This is a genomic window from Bacteriovorax sp. HI3 (genome assembly GCF_059738875.1).
Genome location: NZ_AP026946.1, coordinates 2,417,907 through 2,435,189, shown reverse-complemented (window position 1 = coordinate 2,435,189; position 17,283 = coordinate 2,417,907). Strand labels below are relative to the sequence as shown.

The following is a 17,283-nucleotide window of genomic DNA, read 5'->3' as shown; positions in this document are numbered from 1 at the left end:
TGAATGAGGCCAGCACTCGGCCTTTAGAAATTATTACAAGGGGGTGTTAAAAAACTGACAGTGTCATCTAAGCCCTGAAATATGGTGCTGGAGACAATTTGGCAGTGTCATTTCCCATCTTACTTCGCGTTGTTTAGTAGATTCCGTAGGACCAAGTAGCAGAAATCCCGTAGGACCACTTTGGCACGATCCTAGCTTTAGTAAATATTAAGAAAGATGAGAAATCTAGGATGGGTTTTTTATCAATTGGTCTCTTCTAGGATGGAGGGGATGGTTACAAAAGCATGGATGGCTAAAAAAGTGGATCTAAACCCTTTTGTTAGTAGGAGACAATCACATGGGTAAAAAAGGATTTTTCACACTCTCTACGATTACCAATTGGCTCAACGAAATGCTCATTAACTTAAACCCACCGCTCAGACGACTCGAAAGAGTGCCAGTCAGAGTGACGGCCCACAGAAAAGAACTCAGAAAATAATAACAATCATGGCCATCTAAATATTAGATACCTGCTATGAAAAAATATTATTTAACCTTTTGATCACCAGGGCGTACTTATAATCATCTTTTTGGAGTGGTTATGAAGTACGCCCTTTTTACATTTATCGCAGTTTGTTCACTAAGCTCATTTGAAGCATCTGCTCGTACCATCAATTCATTCAGAGACTCAGACGCCATCACAGGCATCGCACAGTTCATGTACGATGTTTCTGAAGACATGCCCTCATCATATAGACTAACAGATAAAAAAATTAATATTAAAGACTTCTCGAAGTGTACAACGGTTGGTGCAGATGCCGTTCTTGATGATGTTGAATCATCTATTAAGAAGGTTCTTCGTTATTACCCGGATGAAGATGTTCCTTTTGAGCAAGCGATTGTCGATCTTGAAGATTATTTAGACCACGCAAAGTTTAAGAAGTGCCAGTTTGAAAAAAAGAATGCGCAATCAAAAGTGCTCAGCACATATTATGTAGATGCAAGCGATAAGATTCATTTACGTGTGGACAATGTGCTCCTTACGGCAGAGTAATTTTGACTACAATCATCCATAAGTTTTTCTAATAAAGGGCCACTTTGGGCCCTTTTTTCGTTATTACCCTCACATAAAAGTTGGCACAAACAGTGCACTATTAAATTGCGAATCGCTCAGGAAGAGTGGTTTTACGAGAGAGGAATTTTCGTAACGTTCTCAGGGATTGAAAAAAATTGTCTATATAAGGAGTTTTTATGAACGCTGAAATGATGAAACAATTTGAAAACCTTTTCATTGAACTTAAGAAGAACACACTTAACGAAATGAAAATGATTGATCCTGTCCTTGAAAAAGGTGATGAGGTGGATCTATCTTCAGAGGATCGTCAAAGAGCACTAGAACTAAAACTTCTAGGAAGACAAAACTTCATGCTGAAGAAAATTGACAATGCTTTATTTAAAATTAAAAACGGCACATTTGGAATTTGTGAAGAGTGTGACGGAGAAATTGAAATGAACAGACTTCGTGCCCGCCCAGTAGCAACTCAATGTATTGCTTGTAAGGAAGAGGAAGAGAGAAACGAAGGTCAAATGCTGTATGAGAAACGCTCTCACACTCACGGAAAAACTCTTGGTGGAAACGTGATTCAAATGCGCTCTCACGCTCAGGACCTGGAGACGGTTTTGGCCGGCAATTCAGAGTTCTAAACATAAAAATATCATAAATAAAAATGCAGTCTTAGGACTGCATTTTTTATTTTCTCCAAGCTAAATTGGCACTTTTTTCACCAGTCTTTTTTTTGATTTTATCTAAGTCGTGGATATACTTTAAGAGTAGGAACTTTCGGCACTTTGCCTTATCTTTTACTATAATTGTTTGTGAGCCAAGCTCTTTTTAGTAGGTAGAACCATGGCCTTCATTCTCGTCATCTCACGTCCGGACATGCCGGAAGTAAAAAAAGAAATCACAGTGGACAGAAAACTTGTCCTGGGGAATTCTCTTTACTGTGATGTCGTGCTTGAAGATAAAACAATTGCAAGCATGCAGTGTGAAATTCTTCCGGTGAAGACGGGACACATTGTCGCTAAAAATCTGGACCTGAAAAAAGAAGTGCATCTCAATCAATTGCGCTTAAAGCGCTCGGCCTTAAAGCTCGAGGATACGTTAAAGATCGGGCCTTTCGTTTTAAAAATTGATCCAACCAAACTCACTCCTGAAGAGCTGGCAATCATCAACACTGAATACGAAGAATTCGTTTAATAGATGAGTTTCTGAAGCAGGGCTTCGCTTTTGCGTGCAGGGTCTATTGATTCCTGCGTTTCGATATGAGCGGATACAAATCCTTTTTTAGTAAGCCATTTCTGTAAGCGCTCTGCCGAGAGTTTCAGGTCTGTGCTTTTTTTCACTTCAGCTTCCAGCTCATAAGTTGTCACACCATTATTGGCCGTCTCACCAACTTGCAGGGTGAACTGGTCGCCATCGACAATCAGTTTAATTTTTGTGCGCACTTTTTGGTTCATGTGCGAAGAGAAGAATTGTTTTTCGCCTGTACACAAAGAGCACAGAGTGGGAAGAGAGGCGATGATACCTTTGTCTTCCAGTTCTTTTTGGATGTCGTGGGCCTCATCCAAAGCTTTGGGTTCAAGTTTTTCTAAAAGCTCGTGATAGTGTTCGATGTCTTTTAGCAGATGAGGGGCCTTAATTATTGATGATTCGGCCAGGGTCTCTTTGAAAGTGAAGATAGAGTAGGCCCAGCTTTTTTCTGTCTGCTGAGTCTGCCATTTTAAATCCAGTCCATCCCACATAAAACGCAGTTTAATGACCGGTTCAGATTTTTTAAGCAAGTATTGTCCGTCATCGAAAATTTCAAAGTAGTAGTCGCTTCTTTTGGTGCGCTCGCCTTTAAAGTCTTTTAAGAACTGAGTTTCTAAATTGCGATAGCCTTCTTTAGTGAGATTCACTTTAAGCTCAACTTCGCGCTTAATTTCGGCCTGAATTGAGGCGGGAGCCACTGCCGCCTGGGCAGAGAGCGAAAGAGTGAATAAAGCGCTTAAAAAGGCAAAAGTCTTCATGGCAAAAGAATGCCAAAAAGGTGAAGACACCGTCAAATTAAGATTAGGTCAGGGGGGCCCTGATTTCCCGAACTTGCGAGCTTAAAAGCTGTTAAAAACTTACTTGTCGCTAGCTGGGATGCGAGCTGAGTCCTCTTGAGAGGATTGTTTGGTTTGCGAGTAGGGGTATGAGTTGAAGTCGTTAAATGAGCACGAAGCCACTAGTAGTAAAGTTAATAAAGTTAAAACGAGTGACTTCGAGATCATATTTTTTTACCTTCTAAGTTTGTGTAGAGTCACCAAAATTAAAAAACTTGTATGACTCTTTTAATTAATCATTTCATTATAAATTCTTTTTCATTTTTTTCGGTTATTTCCAAAATAACTGAATTAAATCCAGACAGGCCATATCGCTTTTTTCAGTAATTTCTTCGGCCGCTTTTGCTGTCGGCATACCAAAGAGTTTCTTGAAGAAGCCAACGAACTTTCCATCTGGCTTTGGAGCGGCCGTGGCCACAGCTCCCGTTGTTCCACCTAAAACTGGCTTAAAGAATTTATTTGAGTTTAACACAATTCTGTCAAAAGTGGTGGCACCTTTTCCTGCGCCAAGTTCATGGTTGAGTTTTTCGATAGCCTTTTCTTTTAGGAATTTTTCAACATTGCCTGCTCCTTCCGGGTGAAGCTCAGAATCCCAGACAGCAGCAAGGTCATCAGGAAAACTCATGACGGGAAGAAGGAATTCAATTTCAGTTGCGTACTTTGAAGCATAGTTAAAGTACATCATACGAGGGTCGATGAAGTAAGCTGTGTTTCTTTTGTTACCAAAAGAGTTTGCGACAGAGAATTTTGGAGTGTAAGAAAGAAACGGACTTCCTTTTGGCTCTTTTGAGTGCTTCACGAACATCGTCGTGACTCGCGCAGCTCTAGTGTATTCACTTGAACCATTATTATCAGTTCCCATGAACTTCTCATACATCGCTGTTAAAGAGCGAAGACGTCTGTTCCATGTTCCTTGGTTTTTAGTCATCATTGTCGACATCAGGAAAATCTTTTGTTCTTTGATGGCCTCAGTGCGCGCCAGCTCTTTTCCACCAACTTCGGCAACTTGAACGATGTCGTCGTTGATCCCGCGGTAAATAAGCACGCGGTCCTCATAAGGAAGCGGGTCGACCATGATGGCCAGGTGGTTTTCCCAGAATAGTTTTTCAAAGGGAGGCATCTGCTCCCACGGAAGATATTTTCTTAAAAGATCAGCGGCCCCTTTGCGGTCATTTTTAGCAACGAGAGCTCTAAACTGCTGGTCATCAGAGGCCTTATCAAGAGCATCCATAACAGCTCTGCGGGCCGTGTCCTGAGCTTTTACTTTTTTATTATAGATTCGTTCCTCAGAATCAAACTTCTCGTTAATGTTTTTCCAGTATTCAGCGCGCTCTTGAGCGCGTTGAAGAAAATCGTTATCTACGCCATAGCCCGCTTCAGTAATGGCGGCTTTTCTTAATTTTGCCATGACCTGCAAGCTTTGGAAGTCTTGAACTTTACCGTTGTAATAAAGCTCAAAGAGAGAGAACTGGCTGATGAACTTTGTTCCCATCATCTGGTTCATGAGTGCTTTTAATTCAGTCACAGCATCTTGGTCTATTCTTGCTTGAGCTGAGTGAAAGATTTTAACTTTGTAGGACTGGTCTTCGACTACAGGGACAATCTTATAAGCTTCTGAGCTTGGCATTTTCGGGTCTTCAATGACTTCGAATTTAATTCCTTGGTATTGAAGAGAGTTGGGAAGGTACTTAATAAAGTCCTCTCCGTTTTTTGTCTGAGTCGTACTCTTAATCGTAAAGAGTTGATCAGCATTTAATGGTGGATTGACCTCATTGGCGATGTACCTGTCGGCCTGGGTTCCTGGAAAATAAGTCGTACAAGACGAAACAAAAAACGCCAGGATTAAAAGAAATGACATAGCTCTCACGGCAAAACCTCGTTGGTTTGGGAATAGTCCACAGGTCTTGTCGGATTAAAACTCTCAAATATTTAATTCAATTTTAGTGTCTGAATTTTAGACAGAGTAAGAGGCTGATAAAAGAAGGCCCGGAAATTTCCGGGCCTAAAAAGGACGTAAAGATATGAGAATTTTTATTTTTACAGCGCTAAATTCGTCAATTCTTGCATCAATTCCTGTGTGCGCGCCACGAAGGCTTCACGGTCTTCGTGTTTTAGGCCTTCACTAGAGATGTGAGCAAGGTCTTCTACATGGTGAGCGATTTTCTTCACTAGAGCATCGTTGCCTTTTTCATGTAGCTTCAGAGCGTTTTGAATTAACGGACTTCCTGGATTGATGACCAGGGTTTTTTTCACCGGGAACATTGCATCGTTGCCCATGTTTTTTGCCATCTGGTTCATGCGCTTCATTTGCTCATCAACTTTAAAGTAAGCAGGAGATTTTGAGTTTTTAATTTTAACGATCTCGATGTCTTTTAATCCACCGTGGTTAAGTGAGTCTAAATCTTCTTCCTCTTCCGTTTTGTTTTCTGTTTTGCCGATCAGGATGTCAGTGAAGAGATCCTTCACTTTAATGTCTGAATCCGTTGTTGCGTCCTGTTCAAGAAGAGAGGCAATTTCAGAATCCACAGAAACGAACTTGTAAGTTGCGTCTCCAAGTTTTGTAAACTCCACGTGCTGAGTGAAGTGTGGATCGATGTATGATTCTGTCTCCAGAGCTTGAAGTCCCTGAGAAAGAAGCTCGCGTCTTAGGGCGTAGTCAGACTTTCCTTTTTCAAAGTACAGGACTTTTCCTTCCATTTTTGTTTTGTAAGCTTCTGGAATAGAGGCCGTATACTCTTTAAGTGTCACATACTTGTTGTCTGAGTTTTTAAAGATAACGAAGTCTCTCATCATCTCATCAAACTTGTTATCAGAGATCGCTCCGTATTTAAGGAAAAGCTGGATGTCTTCCCAGATTGTTTCATAACGAGCGCGGTCGTTGTTGAAGAGTTTCTTTAAGCTCTCAGCAACTTTTTTAATAACGTAGTTTGAAATTTTTTTGATGTTCGGGTCACCTTGCAGTGATGAACGGGAAACGTTTAGTGGGATATCGCTTGAATCAATTGATCCTTTTAGAAGAGAAAGGAATTCAGGAACAATGTCTTTAACATTGTTAGAAACGAACACCTGCTTGTTATAAAGCTTGATGTTTGATTCGTTAAAAGGTTTGTTAGGGTTAAGCTTCGGGAAGAAAAGAACTCCGTCTAATGTAAACGGGTGATCTACTTTTAAGTGAATCCAAAACAGAGGCTCTCCGTCCATAGGGAATTGTTTGCGGTAGAATTCTTTGTAGTCTTCATCTTTTAGAGTGCTTGGGTCTTTTTTCCAGATTGGTTGAGTTTCGTTAACAACTCCTGGATGAGCAGATTCTTCTTTTGCCTCAGCGTCTTTAACGAAAATTTCATAGGGCATGAAATCACAGAATTTTTTTAGCGTTGAAGAAACTTTCCATGCATTCAAGAACTCTTCTGATTCAGCATTGATGTGCAGAGTGATTTTTGTCCCGACATCAGATTTTGTTGAAGACTCAAATGTGTAATCGGTTTCACCTTCACAGACCCATTTTGTTGGAGTGCTGCCAGCGTTCATCGACAGAGATTCTACTTCTACGCGGTTTGAAACCATGAAAGCAGAGTAGAAGCCCAGACCAAATTTTCCAATAATGTCGTTTCCAGGAGTGTTGCCTTCTGATTTCATCTTTTGGACGAACTCTTCTGCACCAGAGAAGGCCAGTTGAGCGATATACTTTTCAACTTCAGCTTCGGTCATTCCCAGACCGTTGTCTTCGATAGAAATTGTTTTAGCCGCTTTATCAACGCTAACCGTGATTTTCCCTGTAGGAATCTCTTGGTTTTGAGTGCGCGCCAGAGTGGCCCTTTTGGTAATTGCGTCAGTCGCGTTGGCCACTAGCTCTCTTAGGAAAATATCGTGTTCAGAGTAAAGCCACTTTTTAATGATAGGAAAAATGTCGTTTGTGTTAACGCTAATCGTTCCTTTGCGTGATGTCATGATTGCAATCTCCTGTAAGTATCCTTAAAATGTTTTGATTACAATATGGTTTTGAATGAACTCGAGTCAAGGTTATGCCACAAAAAAATAATGAAAAAAATGCTCCTAAAGACGTCCTGCTTATTACAACGGGCGGCACTATTGAGAAAACATACGATGAATTCGATGGATCACTGGAAAATAGAGGGACTTCGATTAAAAACCGCATCCTTTCCAAGCTACGTTTGCCGTACACAAATATTTTAGTTCACCCGCTTTTATCAAAAGATTCTCTTTATATGGATGATGCCGACAGGCAGCTGATTTGTGAGACGATTGCAGAAGACCTAAAAAGAGAGGCACCCATTGTCGTTCTTCACGGAACAGACACGATGGCCCTGACGGCGGAGTATTGTTTTCTTAGAATTAAAGATCCTGCCGTGCCAGTCGTTTTTACTGGTGCGATGGTTCCGATGGGCTTTGATGATACGGACGCTACTCAAAATGTAACGGAAGCACTCCTGGCCGCAAGACTTTTATCGCCAGGATTTTATATTTCTTTTCACAATCAGATTTTTAAAGTGCCTCACGTGCAGAAGAATAAAGAAAAAAGAACATTTGAAGAAAAATAGGAAAGAGGATCATGGGATCAATTGCGCGCTTTTTTAAATTTCTTAAAGAATCATGGCAGTTTATTTTAAAAAACTTCCGCGTCTACCTGGCGAGCTACATTGCCTTTTTCTTTGTCGATGTGATGGCCTCAATTCCTTGGCAGGCCTTTGGATTCCCGGAGCAGAGTGTGCCGGAAATTATTTTTTCACTTTGTGTGGGAATTGCCAGCTTAGTGATTATCGTCAACGTTATCCTGATTGAAAAATCCCGTTATAAACACCGTGAAAAAGAGCAGCTCCTTTATTCAGTTCCGACGTATTTAATTTATTCGCTTTATTCAGTTCTCATCATTCTTATTGGCCCAGGGTCTGTGCTTCTTGTCGGATCGATGGCGGGAATGTCTCAGCCTGTTATGATTGGTTTAGCCGTGCTAGTGGGTCTAATTGTTGCCATTTTTGTGGCGATGGTGGCGCTGGCGTCGGTGTTAATTGATAACGATAGTATAAATTATTTTAAAATAAGTTATCGCATGGCACGCCAGGATGTGCTCTTAATCATTTGTTTTGGGGTTCTTTCTTTCTTGGTAGAGCTGCCGTCATTTGCTTTTGACCAAATACCTGACTGGCGTTTTGTGGTAAGCTTTAACCTGCTGTATGCTTTTTTCGATGCCGCTGCGATGATCGCTCTCACTGTGACTTCTGTTAGAATTTTTTATTACCTAAAGCACCAGCTCAATGATCAAAGCCAGTAAAAGATTTACTGGAGCGTAAAAAAAACCGCAACCAATTTTGTTTATTCAGAGTAGAATGAAAGTAATGACAAGTCTTCATCACTTAAAGAGCATCATCGTGCGCTCGTTCGCCGATTTCCGGGAGTATTTTTCTCCTTTGGATTTCTCGTTCTTTTTTCTTTTAGCGATGTATTTCATTATCGATATCACTCGTATTAAATTTTTTCCCATGGCCACGAATGCACAGAAAGTGATTTTTCAAATCAGCTCTTCTTTCTTGCTTCTGCCTTTTTCTTCTATGGTCATCGCTGACATTATCCTGGTGAGAAAGTCGCGCGACCTGAGTGTGCCGAAAGAAAATCTTTTTAATAACACATTGACGTTTATGCTGACATCAATTGTGACCATGTTCATTGCCGGGCTTGGGTCGCTATTTTTAGTTCTGCCGGGAATCGTGCTTTTTGTTATTCTTTCCATGGCCCCTTTTATTGCCGTTTATGAAGAAGGTGAGGGCTGGTATCCAATTCGCAGAAGTATTGACTTAATTGGGAGAGAGAAATTTCTGATGGTGCTTGGAGGCCTTTTATTTTTATCACTAGTCCAGCTGATTCCGGCGAGTATCCCGTATTCTGATAATCTTTATCTCACATTTTTCATCGGAGTTTTTAAGGCCATTTTCTTTCCACTCAACATTATTTTCTCTTCGTTTTTGATGATCAATCTCTACCAACATTTGCGAGAAGAGCAGCTGGCCGCAATGGTTGCCAGCGAAGAATATGTTTAGTGCCCACTATCAGTTGCACTTTTTTGCCTAGGGGCCCTTTCCACAATTTTCCATAATTTAAGCTAAGCTTTGGAAATATCACTTCTTGAGCGAACTTGTCGGTCAAAACCTCCAATACGGACTCGTTTAAAATTAAAATATTAGTATCTAGAACCGAGAAGTTAAGTATGGGAACTAAGACTTTCTCTCACAATTTAATTAAGCGTTTTCCACTCCTCATGATGTTAGGGGCGCTTTTGCTTACATCATGTATTGAAAACTCTGGAGTCAGGGCCAAAAAAACTCTTACAGGTTCAGGTCTGACTGGGACAGGAGGAACGGGAAGTGGTTCAGGCTCTCTTCCAAATGGATCAGGTGTTGGATCTAGTGATACGACTCTGCAATCAGTGAAGGTTGAGCTTTCACACTTAGTTGACCCATTCGATGGTACATACAAAAAGAAACTAACAATCCCAAAAAACTATAAAGGGAATCTTTACCTGGCCGGACTAAACGTCGGGGCCCTTCAAAATAAACTGGTAAAGGTGCGCTTTAATTTTGGTCTTGATAAACAACCTGTCGTGCTTGATGCCACGATTGCGCGAGCGCCGGGGATTGTGCCACAAACTGACATTCAAGTTCTTGTTGTTGATATGAACTCAAAACCGTTTAGCAAAATGCGTTTGGGTTATGACCTCTTTGACTACAACGATTACACAGCTCTTAATAGCGATGGGACTGAAAAGGCCGTCGTTCAAAATAACCGCGATGGCGGTCTGTATTGCCGTGGTCTGTCTCTGGAAGATGACCCGACATTTGATTCATCAACATCGACAAACGCAACTTGTTCACAAGCTGGTGACAAGTGTCTATACGCTTACGCCAAAGTGACAGATGCAACGATGTATGACTCTTCAACTGGACTGACAACCATTCCAACTCGTCCGCAAATCTGGACAGTGGGAAGTGGAGTGACCAGAAGCCCGACACTGGCGACTTCTGCAAACTCAATGTGTCTTCCTGATTATGAAGACTACGTTGGATTCAATGATCTTTTTGCTCAAACACTGACTGGTCTTAACTACAATGATCTTATTTTAGGAATGAGATACAGAGGCCCATATCGTGCTATCAATCCATCGGCATGGAAGATTACAGGAAACGCGATTTTTAACAGCTCAAAAGGTCTCTTTGAAGTTTCAAACTCAACACTTGATCCATACACAGGTTTTAGGTCTTTATTATTCCCGCGCGCCGGGAAAGTGAAACTAAACCAGGATGTTCGTTATTTCGGATCATCATCTCGTTTTGGTTTAAGAAGTACATTAGTAGCAGATTCAACGGGGACATCAAAGTATGTCGACGGGTGTAACCTTCGTGTTATGCAATATGATGTGACTACAGCTGAAAACGTTGGCTCTTGTAATGTTAACGGATCAATTGAAGTCTTTTATATGAAAGATGGCTCTGAAGTTAACATCACTACTGATAGAACAATCAAGCTTCAGTTAGTAAAAGCTTCAACAGTTGATAGCGAAGGAAAAGAAGTTTTAACTTCAAACTTCAAGCGTTGTGAATCATCTTCAACATGTGGATCAGATGAGTGTTGTTTCAACTCTCGTTGTTGGTCTAAAGAACTCGTTACTCAGTGTGTGGACCAGACTCCGGTTAACGGAAACCGTCCAGTGGGTGATGTTTGTTCATCAGACTTTGAATGTTCAAGCTTATGTTGTAACCAATCAACTGGTTCTTGCCAGCCTCACAATCCAAGTGGAACAACTCCGGTTCTTTGTAGCAAAACAGCAGGTCAGCGTTGCGTGTCTCGCGAGTTTTGTAAGCCTGAGTATGTTGCAACTTGTAAAATCGTGAAGAACGGAACAAATGCCGATGGTACACAGGCCTGTACACTTCGTTGTCCAGCAGTGGAAACGTACGGTGAGTGTACTGCGGGTTACTGTATTCCGCCTGCAGTTCCGGCGATTCCGGCCTTTGACCCTACCGACTGTTCACAAGCAGTTGACCCATAGGGATTCACTCTCTAAAATAGAGCAGTCGTAAACAATGAAAAGGCATAAAAAATGTTTAATAAAGACTGTTACCTAGATCACGTGGCCATTGCTGTCTCTAACTTAGACCGCGCTCAAAAAGTGTGGGAAGACCTGGGCCTTACTTTTAATCCTGTCAGAGAAGAAGTTCCTTCACAACAAGTGACAACAGCGTTTGCTCACGTCGACGAACACGCTCATATCGAGCTGGTGTGTCCGATTAACGGCGAAGGGCCAATTCAGAAATTCATCGAGAAAAATGGGGAAGGAATTCACCACATGAGTTTTATGGTTCCTGATGTCGCAAAAAAAACCGAAGAGATGATAGCGAACGGTTACAAAATGATTTATGAAAAACCAGTTCCTGGTGCTAACAATTGCCTGGTGAATTTTGTTCACCCGAAATCAACTGGTGGTGTTTTAATTGAAATCGCCACAAAACAATCTTAGGATTTTTGATTTATGAACATGCAGTCTCAAATCTATCTTCCCAAACTTTCACTGGTCAATAAGGCCTTGATCATTTTATCAAGTGTGCTTTTCATCCTGGATTTTATCCTGGCAAGAGCTGGTGGAATTGGACTAGGAAGTATGCTTGGTCTTTCAGCGGAAAGAGTGTTTCACGGACATGTCTACAGCTTGCTGACGTATCCTTTTTTATCTAACTCAATCATCGAAGTGATTTTAAATTGCTTGATGCTTTGGTTAATGGGTTCAGAGTTTGAATCAAACTGGGGAACAAAGCGCTATTTAAGTTTTATCCTGACAACGATTTTAGGTGGAGCTCTTCTTTATCTTTTAGTTGTTGGAATCTTTTTTCAAAGCAGCGTGATTTTTTCTTTCCCACTGACAGGTCTTTCAGGAATTGTGGGCGCTCTGTGTTTGGCCTACGCTGTAATTTACCCGGATCGCATCTTTTCTTTCCTGATGCTCATCCCGGTTAAGGCCAAATACTTTTGCATGATCCTGGTTGTGATCTCTCTTTATCAGGGAATCGCCAGCCCGACAGGTGTTGGGGCATGGGGTCAATTGGGGGCCATTGCTTCGGCCTATGTGTTTATGATTGTGATCTCTCATCGCAATTTCAGAGCGCTTTCAGATAAAATGAGCCAAATGACGCAGGTGAGATCTAAGCCTAAGAGCAAGGCAAAGCTGACAATTGTGAAAGATGACTCAGAGAAGCCGCCTAAGTATTGGCAATAGGCTGATTTGGTGCTAACTTGTCGTAAACTAAAATTTTTTTAAAGACCATAAAAGAGGCATACATGAGACTAAGTAGAGCATTACAAGAAAAATTAATGGACGTTCGTTTAAGAGATAAACTAATTGCTGAAGGCAAAGTAACGAAAGAAGAAGTTAAGAAATATCTTGATGGAATGCCTGATGAAGCTAAGAACGCTACTTGGACTGAAGAAGATTCAGCAATCGACGACGAGTAGTTTGAATTTAAAATTGATATAACAAAAAGGCCCTCGTAAGAGGGCCTTTTTTATTTTACTGAACAATGAAACTTGCAAAGAATATGTTTTTTACGACAGGTCTCTTCATCGACTTGTTGATCTCTCTCTTGAGTCTATCCTCTAAAAGAATTTTTCCAGAAAGCGAGTTGAGTTCATCAGCTCCCATTTTTGAAGTGATGTCGATGATACGGTCTTGAACCATTGGAAGGTAAGCTTTCACTTCATCCAAATCTTTTGCTTCAAAAAGAACTAAATGCATTTCCACTTCTAACCATCTCATGCGCGAGTTGGCCGCTTCGTTTTTTGGAACTAAGCTGATAGTCATCTTGTCGACTTTAAAGAAGGTAGGAATGGCCTTAGAGTCCACAGTATTGAGAAGCTCAGCTTTCATCGCGGCCTCATCAATAGGTGGCTTCTTATAGACTTTTTCAGTGTAATAGAAGAGACCAACAACAGCGAGTGTTGCCAGAACCATTACGCCTAAGAGAATCATGTCTACGAGTTTTTTACCGGTCATATACAAATGATTTTAACACGTTTGGGAAAAATAAAAACATGGAAAAAGAAACTGGAGTGTCTTGATCGGAAAAGAGGGCAAAAAAAAGGGCCGCTTAAAGCGACCCTTTATCTTTTAAACTAGAAAGGAAGTTTTGTGTAAGTAAGTCCTAGGTCATTTGCTACTTGTTCGTAAGCAAGTGTCCCTTTGTAGATATTGATCCCTGGACGGAATGTTTTATCTTTTTGAGCAGCTTCTTCAACACCCATGTTTGCGATCATACGAGCGTACTTAAGAGTTACGTTTGTAAGAGCAAATGTTGATGTACGAGCTACTGCACCTGGCATGTTCGCTACACAGTAGTGAACGACACCGTCAACGACGAAAGTTGGATTTTCGTGAGTTGTTGGCTTACAAGTTTCAATACATCCACCTTGGTCAACAGCGATATCTACCACTACTGAACCTTTTTGCATTTTAGAGATCATGTCTCTTGTTACAAGGTGAGGAGCTTTCGCACCTGGGATAAGAACTGCACCGATAACAAGGTCTGATTCAAGAACAGCTTTTTCAATGTTATCTGGGTTTGAGTAAAGAGTTGTGATGTGAGATCCGTATAGAGCGTCTAGTTCAGCAAGTCTCTTAGTTGAGATATCGATTGCTGTTACAGAAGCTCCCATTCCCATTGCCATTTGGATCGCGTTTGTACCAGCGATACCAGCTCCAAGAACAGTTACTTTTCCGCGTTTAACACCAGGGACTCCACCAAGTAGAACACCTTTTCCACCTTTATCTAGTTGAAGGTAAGCAGCTCCGATTTGAACTGACATACGTCCAGCAACTTCTGACATAGGAACTAGAAGAGGAAGTGATCCGTCTGCGTTTTGGATTGTTTCGTAAGCGATTGCTGTACATCCTGACTTCATTAGACCTTTTGTTTGCTCTGGATCTGGTGCAAGGTGAAGGTATGTGTATAGGATGTGGTGAGGCTTAAGCATTGCGATCTCTACTGCTTGAGGCTCTTTTACTTTGATGATCATTGTTGATTTTTCGAAAACTTCAGCAGCTGTATCAAGGATTTTTGCTCCAGCTTTTACGAATTCTGCGTCTTCGATACCGATACCAACACCAGCGTTCTTTTGAACGTATACAGTGTGTCCGTCAGCGACAAGAGTTCTTACTCCTCCTGGAACCATACCAACACGGTTTTCATTGTTTTTAATTTCCTTAGGTACTCCGATAATCATAGTTATCTCCTTCATAGGTTTTAGGGCTCAAAAAATATCCCATGAGAATTCCACAAAATGAGGAGAAAAGGAAGGGGGTGGTAATGCTTTCAGGGGTTCTTTTTTCTGCGCTTGTGAATCATGACTCTGACCCAGATGAAGGCAACCAGGAGAAAAGGCAGCGTATAAACCACAAATTCGGTCTTATTTGGGCCTGGAGGGGTCACTTCCACAGGGACAGTGGTACTGGTTAAGGTATCGCCATTTTGTTTATTTTTGACGACTACGATAATGTCCCAGATTTCATTGCTGGGAAAAGGAAGTGTCGCAGTATAAGAATATCTGCCCTTATCCTCGGTTGGAATCAGGGCCGTACTCTTTAAAATGGGTTCCGGGCGCCCTTGTGGGTGGGCCTTGATTTCAAAATAGAGATCGTCTTTTTTTAGATTTTCCCCTTCAGGGTAAAATGTAAAAGTTCCATTTTCCGTATCCGGGTCTGCCCAGACAGAGAGTTTATACTCGCCAAATTTATGGTCGACTAAAATGGGAAAGGGTGGACCTTCATGGGCAAAAAGAGTTGAAGCAAAAAAAGAAAAAGACAGAATTAAAAAATATTTCATAAATCTTTTACGGGGCAATACCTACAAAAGTCCCGCGCATCTCCATCGGAAGTGACATGACCCAAAGGGCGAAAAGAAAAATCGCCAGGTGAGTGCCACTCCACTTAAGCTGCGCGCGTTTTTCATTTTTTCCCATCCAGACCAACGTCATTGATCCTAGAAATCCTAAAAGTAAAAAACCGTATTGTATAGGTGTCACAATGTGGGTTGGCACGCCCATCATGGAATTAGAGAGCTGGATTTTAAATAAAAGTGGGACAAAAGCAAAAAGGCCGGTGAGTAAATGGAAACTGTAGTGAGAAACCCAGATAAAAAAACCAAGAGGCAAGAGTGTCGGGATTAGTTTGTAATCTTTTTTAGAAATCAGCAGTAGAGGCAGGAGAATTAAAAAAGTTATAAAGAGCGACAAAAGTAGGACGAAGTTATTTTGGATGCCCGTCACATCAGAGAAAGTCATCGTTAAATCGTAAGCAGGGCCAGTCATGGCAAAGGCATTTAAGAGCGCCCCAAAAGTAAAAACAACAATGAGTAAAAGAAAATCCAAACGTTTTGTTAAGAGTCCAATTCCGGCGCGAGGAGAGTCTTCTTGTAGCTCTTCACCGCTCAGGACCATTTCAACTTTGACGTTGTCATAAGGGCAAGCCGCCACACAGTCCATGCAGAAAGTGCAATCGAGGTTCCCATTTTTTTTCGGGATAAATAAAAAGGTTTCGCATCCGCGTTTTAAAATCTCGCCGTCTTTTTCGACACCTTTTAAGCATTCATAGGTCGTACAGCTCTCGCAGACAGAAAGATTTTTTGCTTTAACTGTGGCGGGACTCATCGTGCTTGAGAGGAAATTAAACTGGCCGATAGGGCAGAGGTATTTACAAAAGCTTGCTTTTTTAAAAGTGAGATCCACAAAGACTGCAATCAGAAAGTAGCCGATGATAATCCAGGCGGTAAGCGCCGGGCTCGACCAAAGATGAAAATATTCATAGGTAAAAAGAATGGTGATTAAAAGAAAAATCCCCAACCACTTATTTTGAAGTTTTTTAGGCCAGAGTTTTTTAGGAGCATGAAAAACTCGCAGAGCGTTTCTCACAAAAATAAAAGGGCAGCTCATGCAAAAATAATTGCCGAGTAAAAGGAGAACAAAAACCAAAACTCCGCGGTAGTGAACCCAGACAAATTGTGTGGCCAGGTTTTTAGGCGCAAAGGGATTTCCCCAAAGACCCTCAGCAATTAAGAGCACTGAGGCCACGAGCAGAAGAAACTGAAAAATGGTTTTAGTTGATAAGAGGATTTTTTTCTGGGATTTCATTAATTGGTTTGCAACACGACTTCTTTGCTGGCCACTGAGCCATCAGGTAGAGTAATCGTCAGGAAAATAATCCATTCACCTAGCATCGTCAGTTTAAAACGGGTGCTGTAGATGGCGTCTTTTAAATAAGTCGCTTCAGTAAAAATAGGGATCATTCCACCGTGATTCATGGTCGCCTCAATATCGATTTTAGCGTTTTCGATATTTTTCCCTTCTTTGTCTTTTAAGGTAAAAGTGAAATTGACCGGAGTCTGCAGGTCAATGGATTTAGGATTATAATCCCAGGTTAAAACCACATCGGCCTTTTTAGCTTCGCCCCTGGATTTCAGGTTGAAATTTTCTTTTAAGAAGAAAAGTCCAAGGGCGATGAATAGGAATAAACAAACAACTGCGAGCTTTTTCATTATTTAATCGCACAAGTGCACAGCTGGTGTGCCTCTTCTTCTTTTGTCGGGAAAAGATGCATGTACATCGCAACGGCCATTGGGATGAAAACAATTGTGTTGTAGAAAAGGTGCAGTTCTACGCGTGGGTAAAAGAGCTGCAGAATACTTACTGGAACAGGTGAGCCCCAGAAATTGGTATGAAGAATCGCCTGAAGCTGAAGAAGAAAGTGTTCAATGTGGTGCCAGAACTGAATAGCAAAAGAGGCCATCCACCATTTGTAGCTTCTTCCTACAAATCCTTTTCTCAGAATCCAAAGACCCACTAACATGAATAGGGCATAAAGGTAGTGCATAAGTTCTGAAGAGACGAGCCACGGAAACCAGTGACCTAAAACTCCACGCGATTCAGGGCGAGGCCATCCAAGAGCAAAAATTTGAAACGCCTGAACTAAATGTTCTGCCCAGTGAGCAAGAACAATAAAAGCATAAACTCTTAAAGCGAATTCATGTTTATTCGTATTAATCAGATTAATAAAGTTTCTGTAGCGGGATTCTCCGGCAATCATCGTGTCTGTCGTCATAAAAGAGT

General features: G+C 41.3%; 20 protein-coding genes. 11 read left to right on the top strand and 9 right to left on the bottom strand.

From position 1 onward, the window contains the following. The first annotated feature begins 337 nt into the window (after positions 1 to 337). The 4 genes from AC6JA8_RS11955 (at position 338) to AC6JA8_RS11940 (ending at position 2,236) form a co-directional block, all read left to right on the top strand. Complete coding sequence (locus tag AC6JA8_RS11955; RefSeq protein WP_497973990.1) at positions 338 to 478, top strand: hypothetical protein; 141 nt, start codon at positions 338 to 340, stop codon at positions 476 to 478. Positions 479 to 580: 102 nt separating this feature from the next. Beyond that, a complete protein-coding gene (locus tag AC6JA8_RS11950) occupies positions 581 to 1,033 on the top strand; it encodes a hypothetical protein (RefSeq protein ID WP_497973989.1) in 453 nt (150 codons plus the stop codon). A 197-nt stretch (positions 1,034 to 1,230) separates the two neighbouring features. After that, positions 1,231 to 1,683 carry a TraR/DksA family transcriptional regulator gene (locus AC6JA8_RS11945; RefSeq protein ID WP_102244043.1) on the top strand — a complete coding sequence of 151 codons (453 nt, stop codon included), beginning with the start codon at positions 1,231 to 1,233 and terminating at the stop codon, positions 1,681 to 1,683. Between the two features lie 202 nt (positions 1,684 to 1,885). Beyond that, the gene (locus tag AC6JA8_RS11940; RefSeq protein ID WP_497973988.1) at positions 1,886 to 2,236 is read left to right on the top strand and encodes an FHA domain-containing protein; all 351 of its coding nucleotides are present in this window, start codon (positions 1,886 to 1,888) and stop codon (positions 2,234 to 2,236) included. Here AC6JA8_RS11940 and AC6JA8_RS11935 read toward each other — a convergent pair. The 3 genes from AC6JA8_RS11935 to htpG form a co-directional block, all read right to left on the bottom strand. Then, the gene (locus tag AC6JA8_RS11935) at positions 2,233 to 3,048 is read right to left on the bottom strand and encodes a hypothetical protein (RefSeq protein WP_497973987.1); all 816 of its coding nucleotides are present in this window, start codon (positions 3,046 to 3,048) and stop codon (positions 2,233 to 2,235) included. The genes AC6JA8_RS11940 and AC6JA8_RS11935 overlap by 4 nt on opposite strands. A 349-nt stretch (positions 3,049 to 3,397) precedes the next feature. Beyond that, positions 3,398 to 4,984 (bottom strand): hypothetical protein, encoded by a 1,587-nt coding sequence (locus AC6JA8_RS11930; protein WP_497973986.1) that lies wholly within the window; start codon positions 4,982 to 4,984, stop codon positions 3,398 to 3,400. A gap of 179 nt (positions 4,985 to 5,163) precedes the next feature. After that, positions 5,164 to 7,074 (bottom strand): molecular chaperone HtpG, encoded by a 1,911-nt coding sequence (gene htpG, locus AC6JA8_RS11925; protein WP_497973985.1) that lies wholly within the window; start codon positions 7,072 to 7,074, stop codon positions 5,164 to 5,166. Between the two features lie 74 nt (positions 7,075 to 7,148). Between htpG and AC6JA8_RS11920 the strand changes: the two genes are divergently transcribed. The 7 genes from AC6JA8_RS11920 to AC6JA8_RS11890 all read left to right on the top strand — a co-directional run bounded on the left by AC6JA8_RS11920 (position 7,149) and on the right by AC6JA8_RS11890 (position 12,642). Beyond that, a complete protein-coding gene (locus AC6JA8_RS11920) occupies positions 7,149 to 7,685 on the top strand; it encodes an asparaginase domain-containing protein (protein WP_497973984.1) in 537 nt (178 codons plus the stop codon). 11 nt (positions 7,686 to 7,696) lie between these two features. Next, a complete protein-coding gene (locus AC6JA8_RS11915; RefSeq protein WP_497973983.1) occupies positions 7,697 to 8,416 on the top strand; it encodes a hypothetical protein in 720 nt (239 codons plus the stop codon). A 55-nt stretch (positions 8,417 to 8,471) separates the two neighbouring features. Next, on the top strand, positions 8,472 to 9,179 hold the full coding sequence (locus tag AC6JA8_RS11910) for a hypothetical protein (RefSeq protein ID WP_497973982.1): 708 nt from the start codon (positions 8,472 to 8,474) through the stop codon (positions 9,177 to 9,179). A 167-nt stretch (positions 9,180 to 9,346) separates the two neighbouring features. After that, positions 9,347 to 11,185: a hypothetical protein gene (locus AC6JA8_RS11905; protein WP_497973981.1), complete on the top strand. Its 1,839-nt coding sequence runs from the start codon at positions 9,347 to 9,349 to the stop codon at positions 11,183 to 11,185. Positions 11,186 to 11,236: 51 nt separating this feature from the next. Beyond that, positions 11,237 to 11,653, top strand: a complete 417-nt coding sequence (gene mce / locus AC6JA8_RS11900) for a methylmalonyl-CoA epimerase (protein ID WP_102244034.1) — start codon at positions 11,237 to 11,239, stop codon at positions 11,651 to 11,653. Positions 11,654 to 11,665: 12 nt separating this feature from the next. Continuing rightward, positions 11,666 to 12,406: a rhomboid family intramembrane serine protease gene (locus AC6JA8_RS11895; protein ID WP_497973980.1), complete on the top strand. Its 741-nt coding sequence runs from the start codon at positions 11,666 to 11,668 to the stop codon at positions 12,404 to 12,406. 62 nt (positions 12,407 to 12,468) lie between these two features. Next, on the top strand, positions 12,469 to 12,642 hold the full coding sequence (locus AC6JA8_RS11890; RefSeq protein WP_497973979.1) for a hypothetical protein: 174 nt from the start codon (positions 12,469 to 12,471) through the stop codon (positions 12,640 to 12,642). Between the two features lie 55 nt (positions 12,643 to 12,697). Here the strand turns inward: AC6JA8_RS11890 and AC6JA8_RS11885 are convergent, their stop codons facing one another. The 6 genes from AC6JA8_RS11885 to AC6JA8_RS11860 form a co-directional block, all read right to left on the bottom strand. Further along, a complete protein-coding gene (locus AC6JA8_RS11885) occupies positions 12,698 to 13,180 on the bottom strand; it encodes a flagellar basal body-associated FliL family protein (RefSeq protein WP_102244032.1) in 483 nt (160 codons plus the stop codon). A gap of 119 nt (positions 13,181 to 13,299) precedes the next feature. Then, complete coding sequence (gene ald / locus AC6JA8_RS11880) at positions 13,300 to 14,406, bottom strand: alanine dehydrogenase (protein WP_142409332.1); 1,107 nt, start codon at positions 14,404 to 14,406, stop codon at positions 13,300 to 13,302. A gap of 89 nt (positions 14,407 to 14,495) precedes the next feature. Then, a complete protein-coding gene (locus AC6JA8_RS11875) occupies positions 14,496 to 15,005 on the bottom strand; it encodes a hypothetical protein (RefSeq protein ID WP_497973978.1) in 510 nt (169 codons plus the stop codon). Between the two features lie 7 nt (positions 15,006 to 15,012). Then, positions 15,013 to 16,308 carry a FesM gene (locus AC6JA8_RS11870; protein ID WP_497973977.1) on the bottom strand — a complete coding sequence of 432 codons (1,296 nt, stop codon included), beginning with the start codon at positions 16,306 to 16,308 and terminating at the stop codon, positions 15,013 to 15,015. After that, the gene (locus AC6JA8_RS11865; RefSeq protein WP_497973976.1) at positions 16,308 to 16,712 is read right to left on the bottom strand and encodes a FixH family protein; all 405 of its coding nucleotides are present in this window, start codon (positions 16,710 to 16,712) and stop codon (positions 16,308 to 16,310) included. Before AC6JA8_RS11865 ends, AC6JA8_RS11870 begins: the two co-directional genes overlap by 1 nt. Further along, positions 16,712 to 17,275, bottom strand: a complete 564-nt coding sequence (locus AC6JA8_RS11860) for a hypothetical protein (protein ID WP_497973975.1) — start codon at positions 17,273 to 17,275, stop codon at positions 16,712 to 16,714. The genes AC6JA8_RS11865 and AC6JA8_RS11860 overlap by 1 nt, the downstream gene beginning before the upstream one ends. Positions 17,276 to 17,283 lie beyond the last annotated feature (8 nt).

Excerpts from the sequence above, each read along its gene's own strand:
- AC6JA8_RS11955 (WP_497973990.1), top strand. The coding sequence starts at position 338 with ATGGGTAAAAAAGGATTTTTCACACTCTCTACGATTACCAATTGGCTC.
- AC6JA8_RS11950 (WP_497973989.1), top strand. The coding sequence starts at position 581 with ATGAAGTACGCCCTTTTTACATTTATCGCAGTTTGTTCACTAAGCTCA.
- AC6JA8_RS11945 (WP_102244043.1), top strand. The coding sequence starts at position 1,231 with ATGAACGCTGAAATGATGAAACAATTTGAAAACCTTTTCATTGAACTT.
- AC6JA8_RS11940 (WP_497973988.1), top strand. The coding sequence starts at position 1,886 with ATGGCCTTCATTCTCGTCATCTCACGTCCGGACATGCCGGAAGTAAAA.
- AC6JA8_RS11935 (WP_497973987.1), bottom strand. The coding sequence starts at position 3,048 with ATGAAGACTTTTGCCTTTTTAAGCGCTTTATTCACTCTTTCGCTCTCT.
- AC6JA8_RS11930 (WP_497973986.1), bottom strand. The coding sequence starts at position 4,984 with ATGTCATTTCTTTTAATCCTGGCGTTTTTTGTTTCGTCTTGTACGACT.
- htpG (WP_497973985.1), bottom strand. The coding sequence starts at position 7,074 with ATGACATCACGCAAAGGAACGATTAGCGTTAACACAAACGACATTTTT.
- AC6JA8_RS11920 (WP_497973984.1), top strand. The coding sequence starts at position 7,149 with ATGCCACAAAAAAATAATGAAAAAAATGCTCCTAAAGACGTCCTGCTT.
- AC6JA8_RS11915 (WP_497973983.1), top strand. The coding sequence starts at position 7,697 with ATGGGATCAATTGCGCGCTTTTTTAAATTTCTTAAAGAATCATGGCAG.
- AC6JA8_RS11910 (WP_497973982.1), top strand. The coding sequence starts at position 8,472 with ATGAAAGTAATGACAAGTCTTCATCACTTAAAGAGCATCATCGTGCGC.
- AC6JA8_RS11905 (WP_497973981.1), top strand. The coding sequence starts at position 9,347 with ATGGGAACTAAGACTTTCTCTCACAATTTAATTAAGCGTTTTCCACTC.
- mce (WP_102244034.1), top strand. The coding sequence starts at position 11,237 with ATGTTTAATAAAGACTGTTACCTAGATCACGTGGCCATTGCTGTCTCT.
- AC6JA8_RS11895 (WP_497973980.1), top strand. The coding sequence starts at position 11,666 with ATGAACATGCAGTCTCAAATCTATCTTCCCAAACTTTCACTGGTCAAT.
- AC6JA8_RS11890 (WP_497973979.1), top strand. The coding sequence starts at position 12,469 with ATGAGACTAAGTAGAGCATTACAAGAAAAATTAATGGACGTTCGTTTA.
- AC6JA8_RS11885 (WP_102244032.1), bottom strand. The coding sequence starts at position 13,180 with ATGACCGGTAAAAAACTCGTAGACATGATTCTCTTAGGCGTAATGGTT.
- ald (WP_142409332.1), bottom strand. The coding sequence starts at position 14,406 with ATGATTATCGGAGTACCTAAGGAAATTAAAAACAATGAAAACCGTGTT.
- AC6JA8_RS11875 (WP_497973978.1), bottom strand. The coding sequence starts at position 15,005 with ATGAAATATTTTTTAATTCTGTCTTTTTCTTTTTTTGCTTCAACTCTT.
- AC6JA8_RS11870 (WP_497973977.1), bottom strand. The coding sequence starts at position 16,308 with ATGAAATCCCAGAAAAAAATCCTCTTATCAACTAAAACCATTTTTCAG.
- AC6JA8_RS11865 (WP_497973976.1), bottom strand. The coding sequence starts at position 16,712 with ATGAAAAAGCTCGCAGTTGTTTGTTTATTCCTATTCATCGCCCTTGGA.
- AC6JA8_RS11860 (WP_497973975.1), bottom strand. The coding sequence starts at position 17,275 with ATGACGACAGACACGATGATTGCCGGAGAATCCCGCTACAGAAACTTT.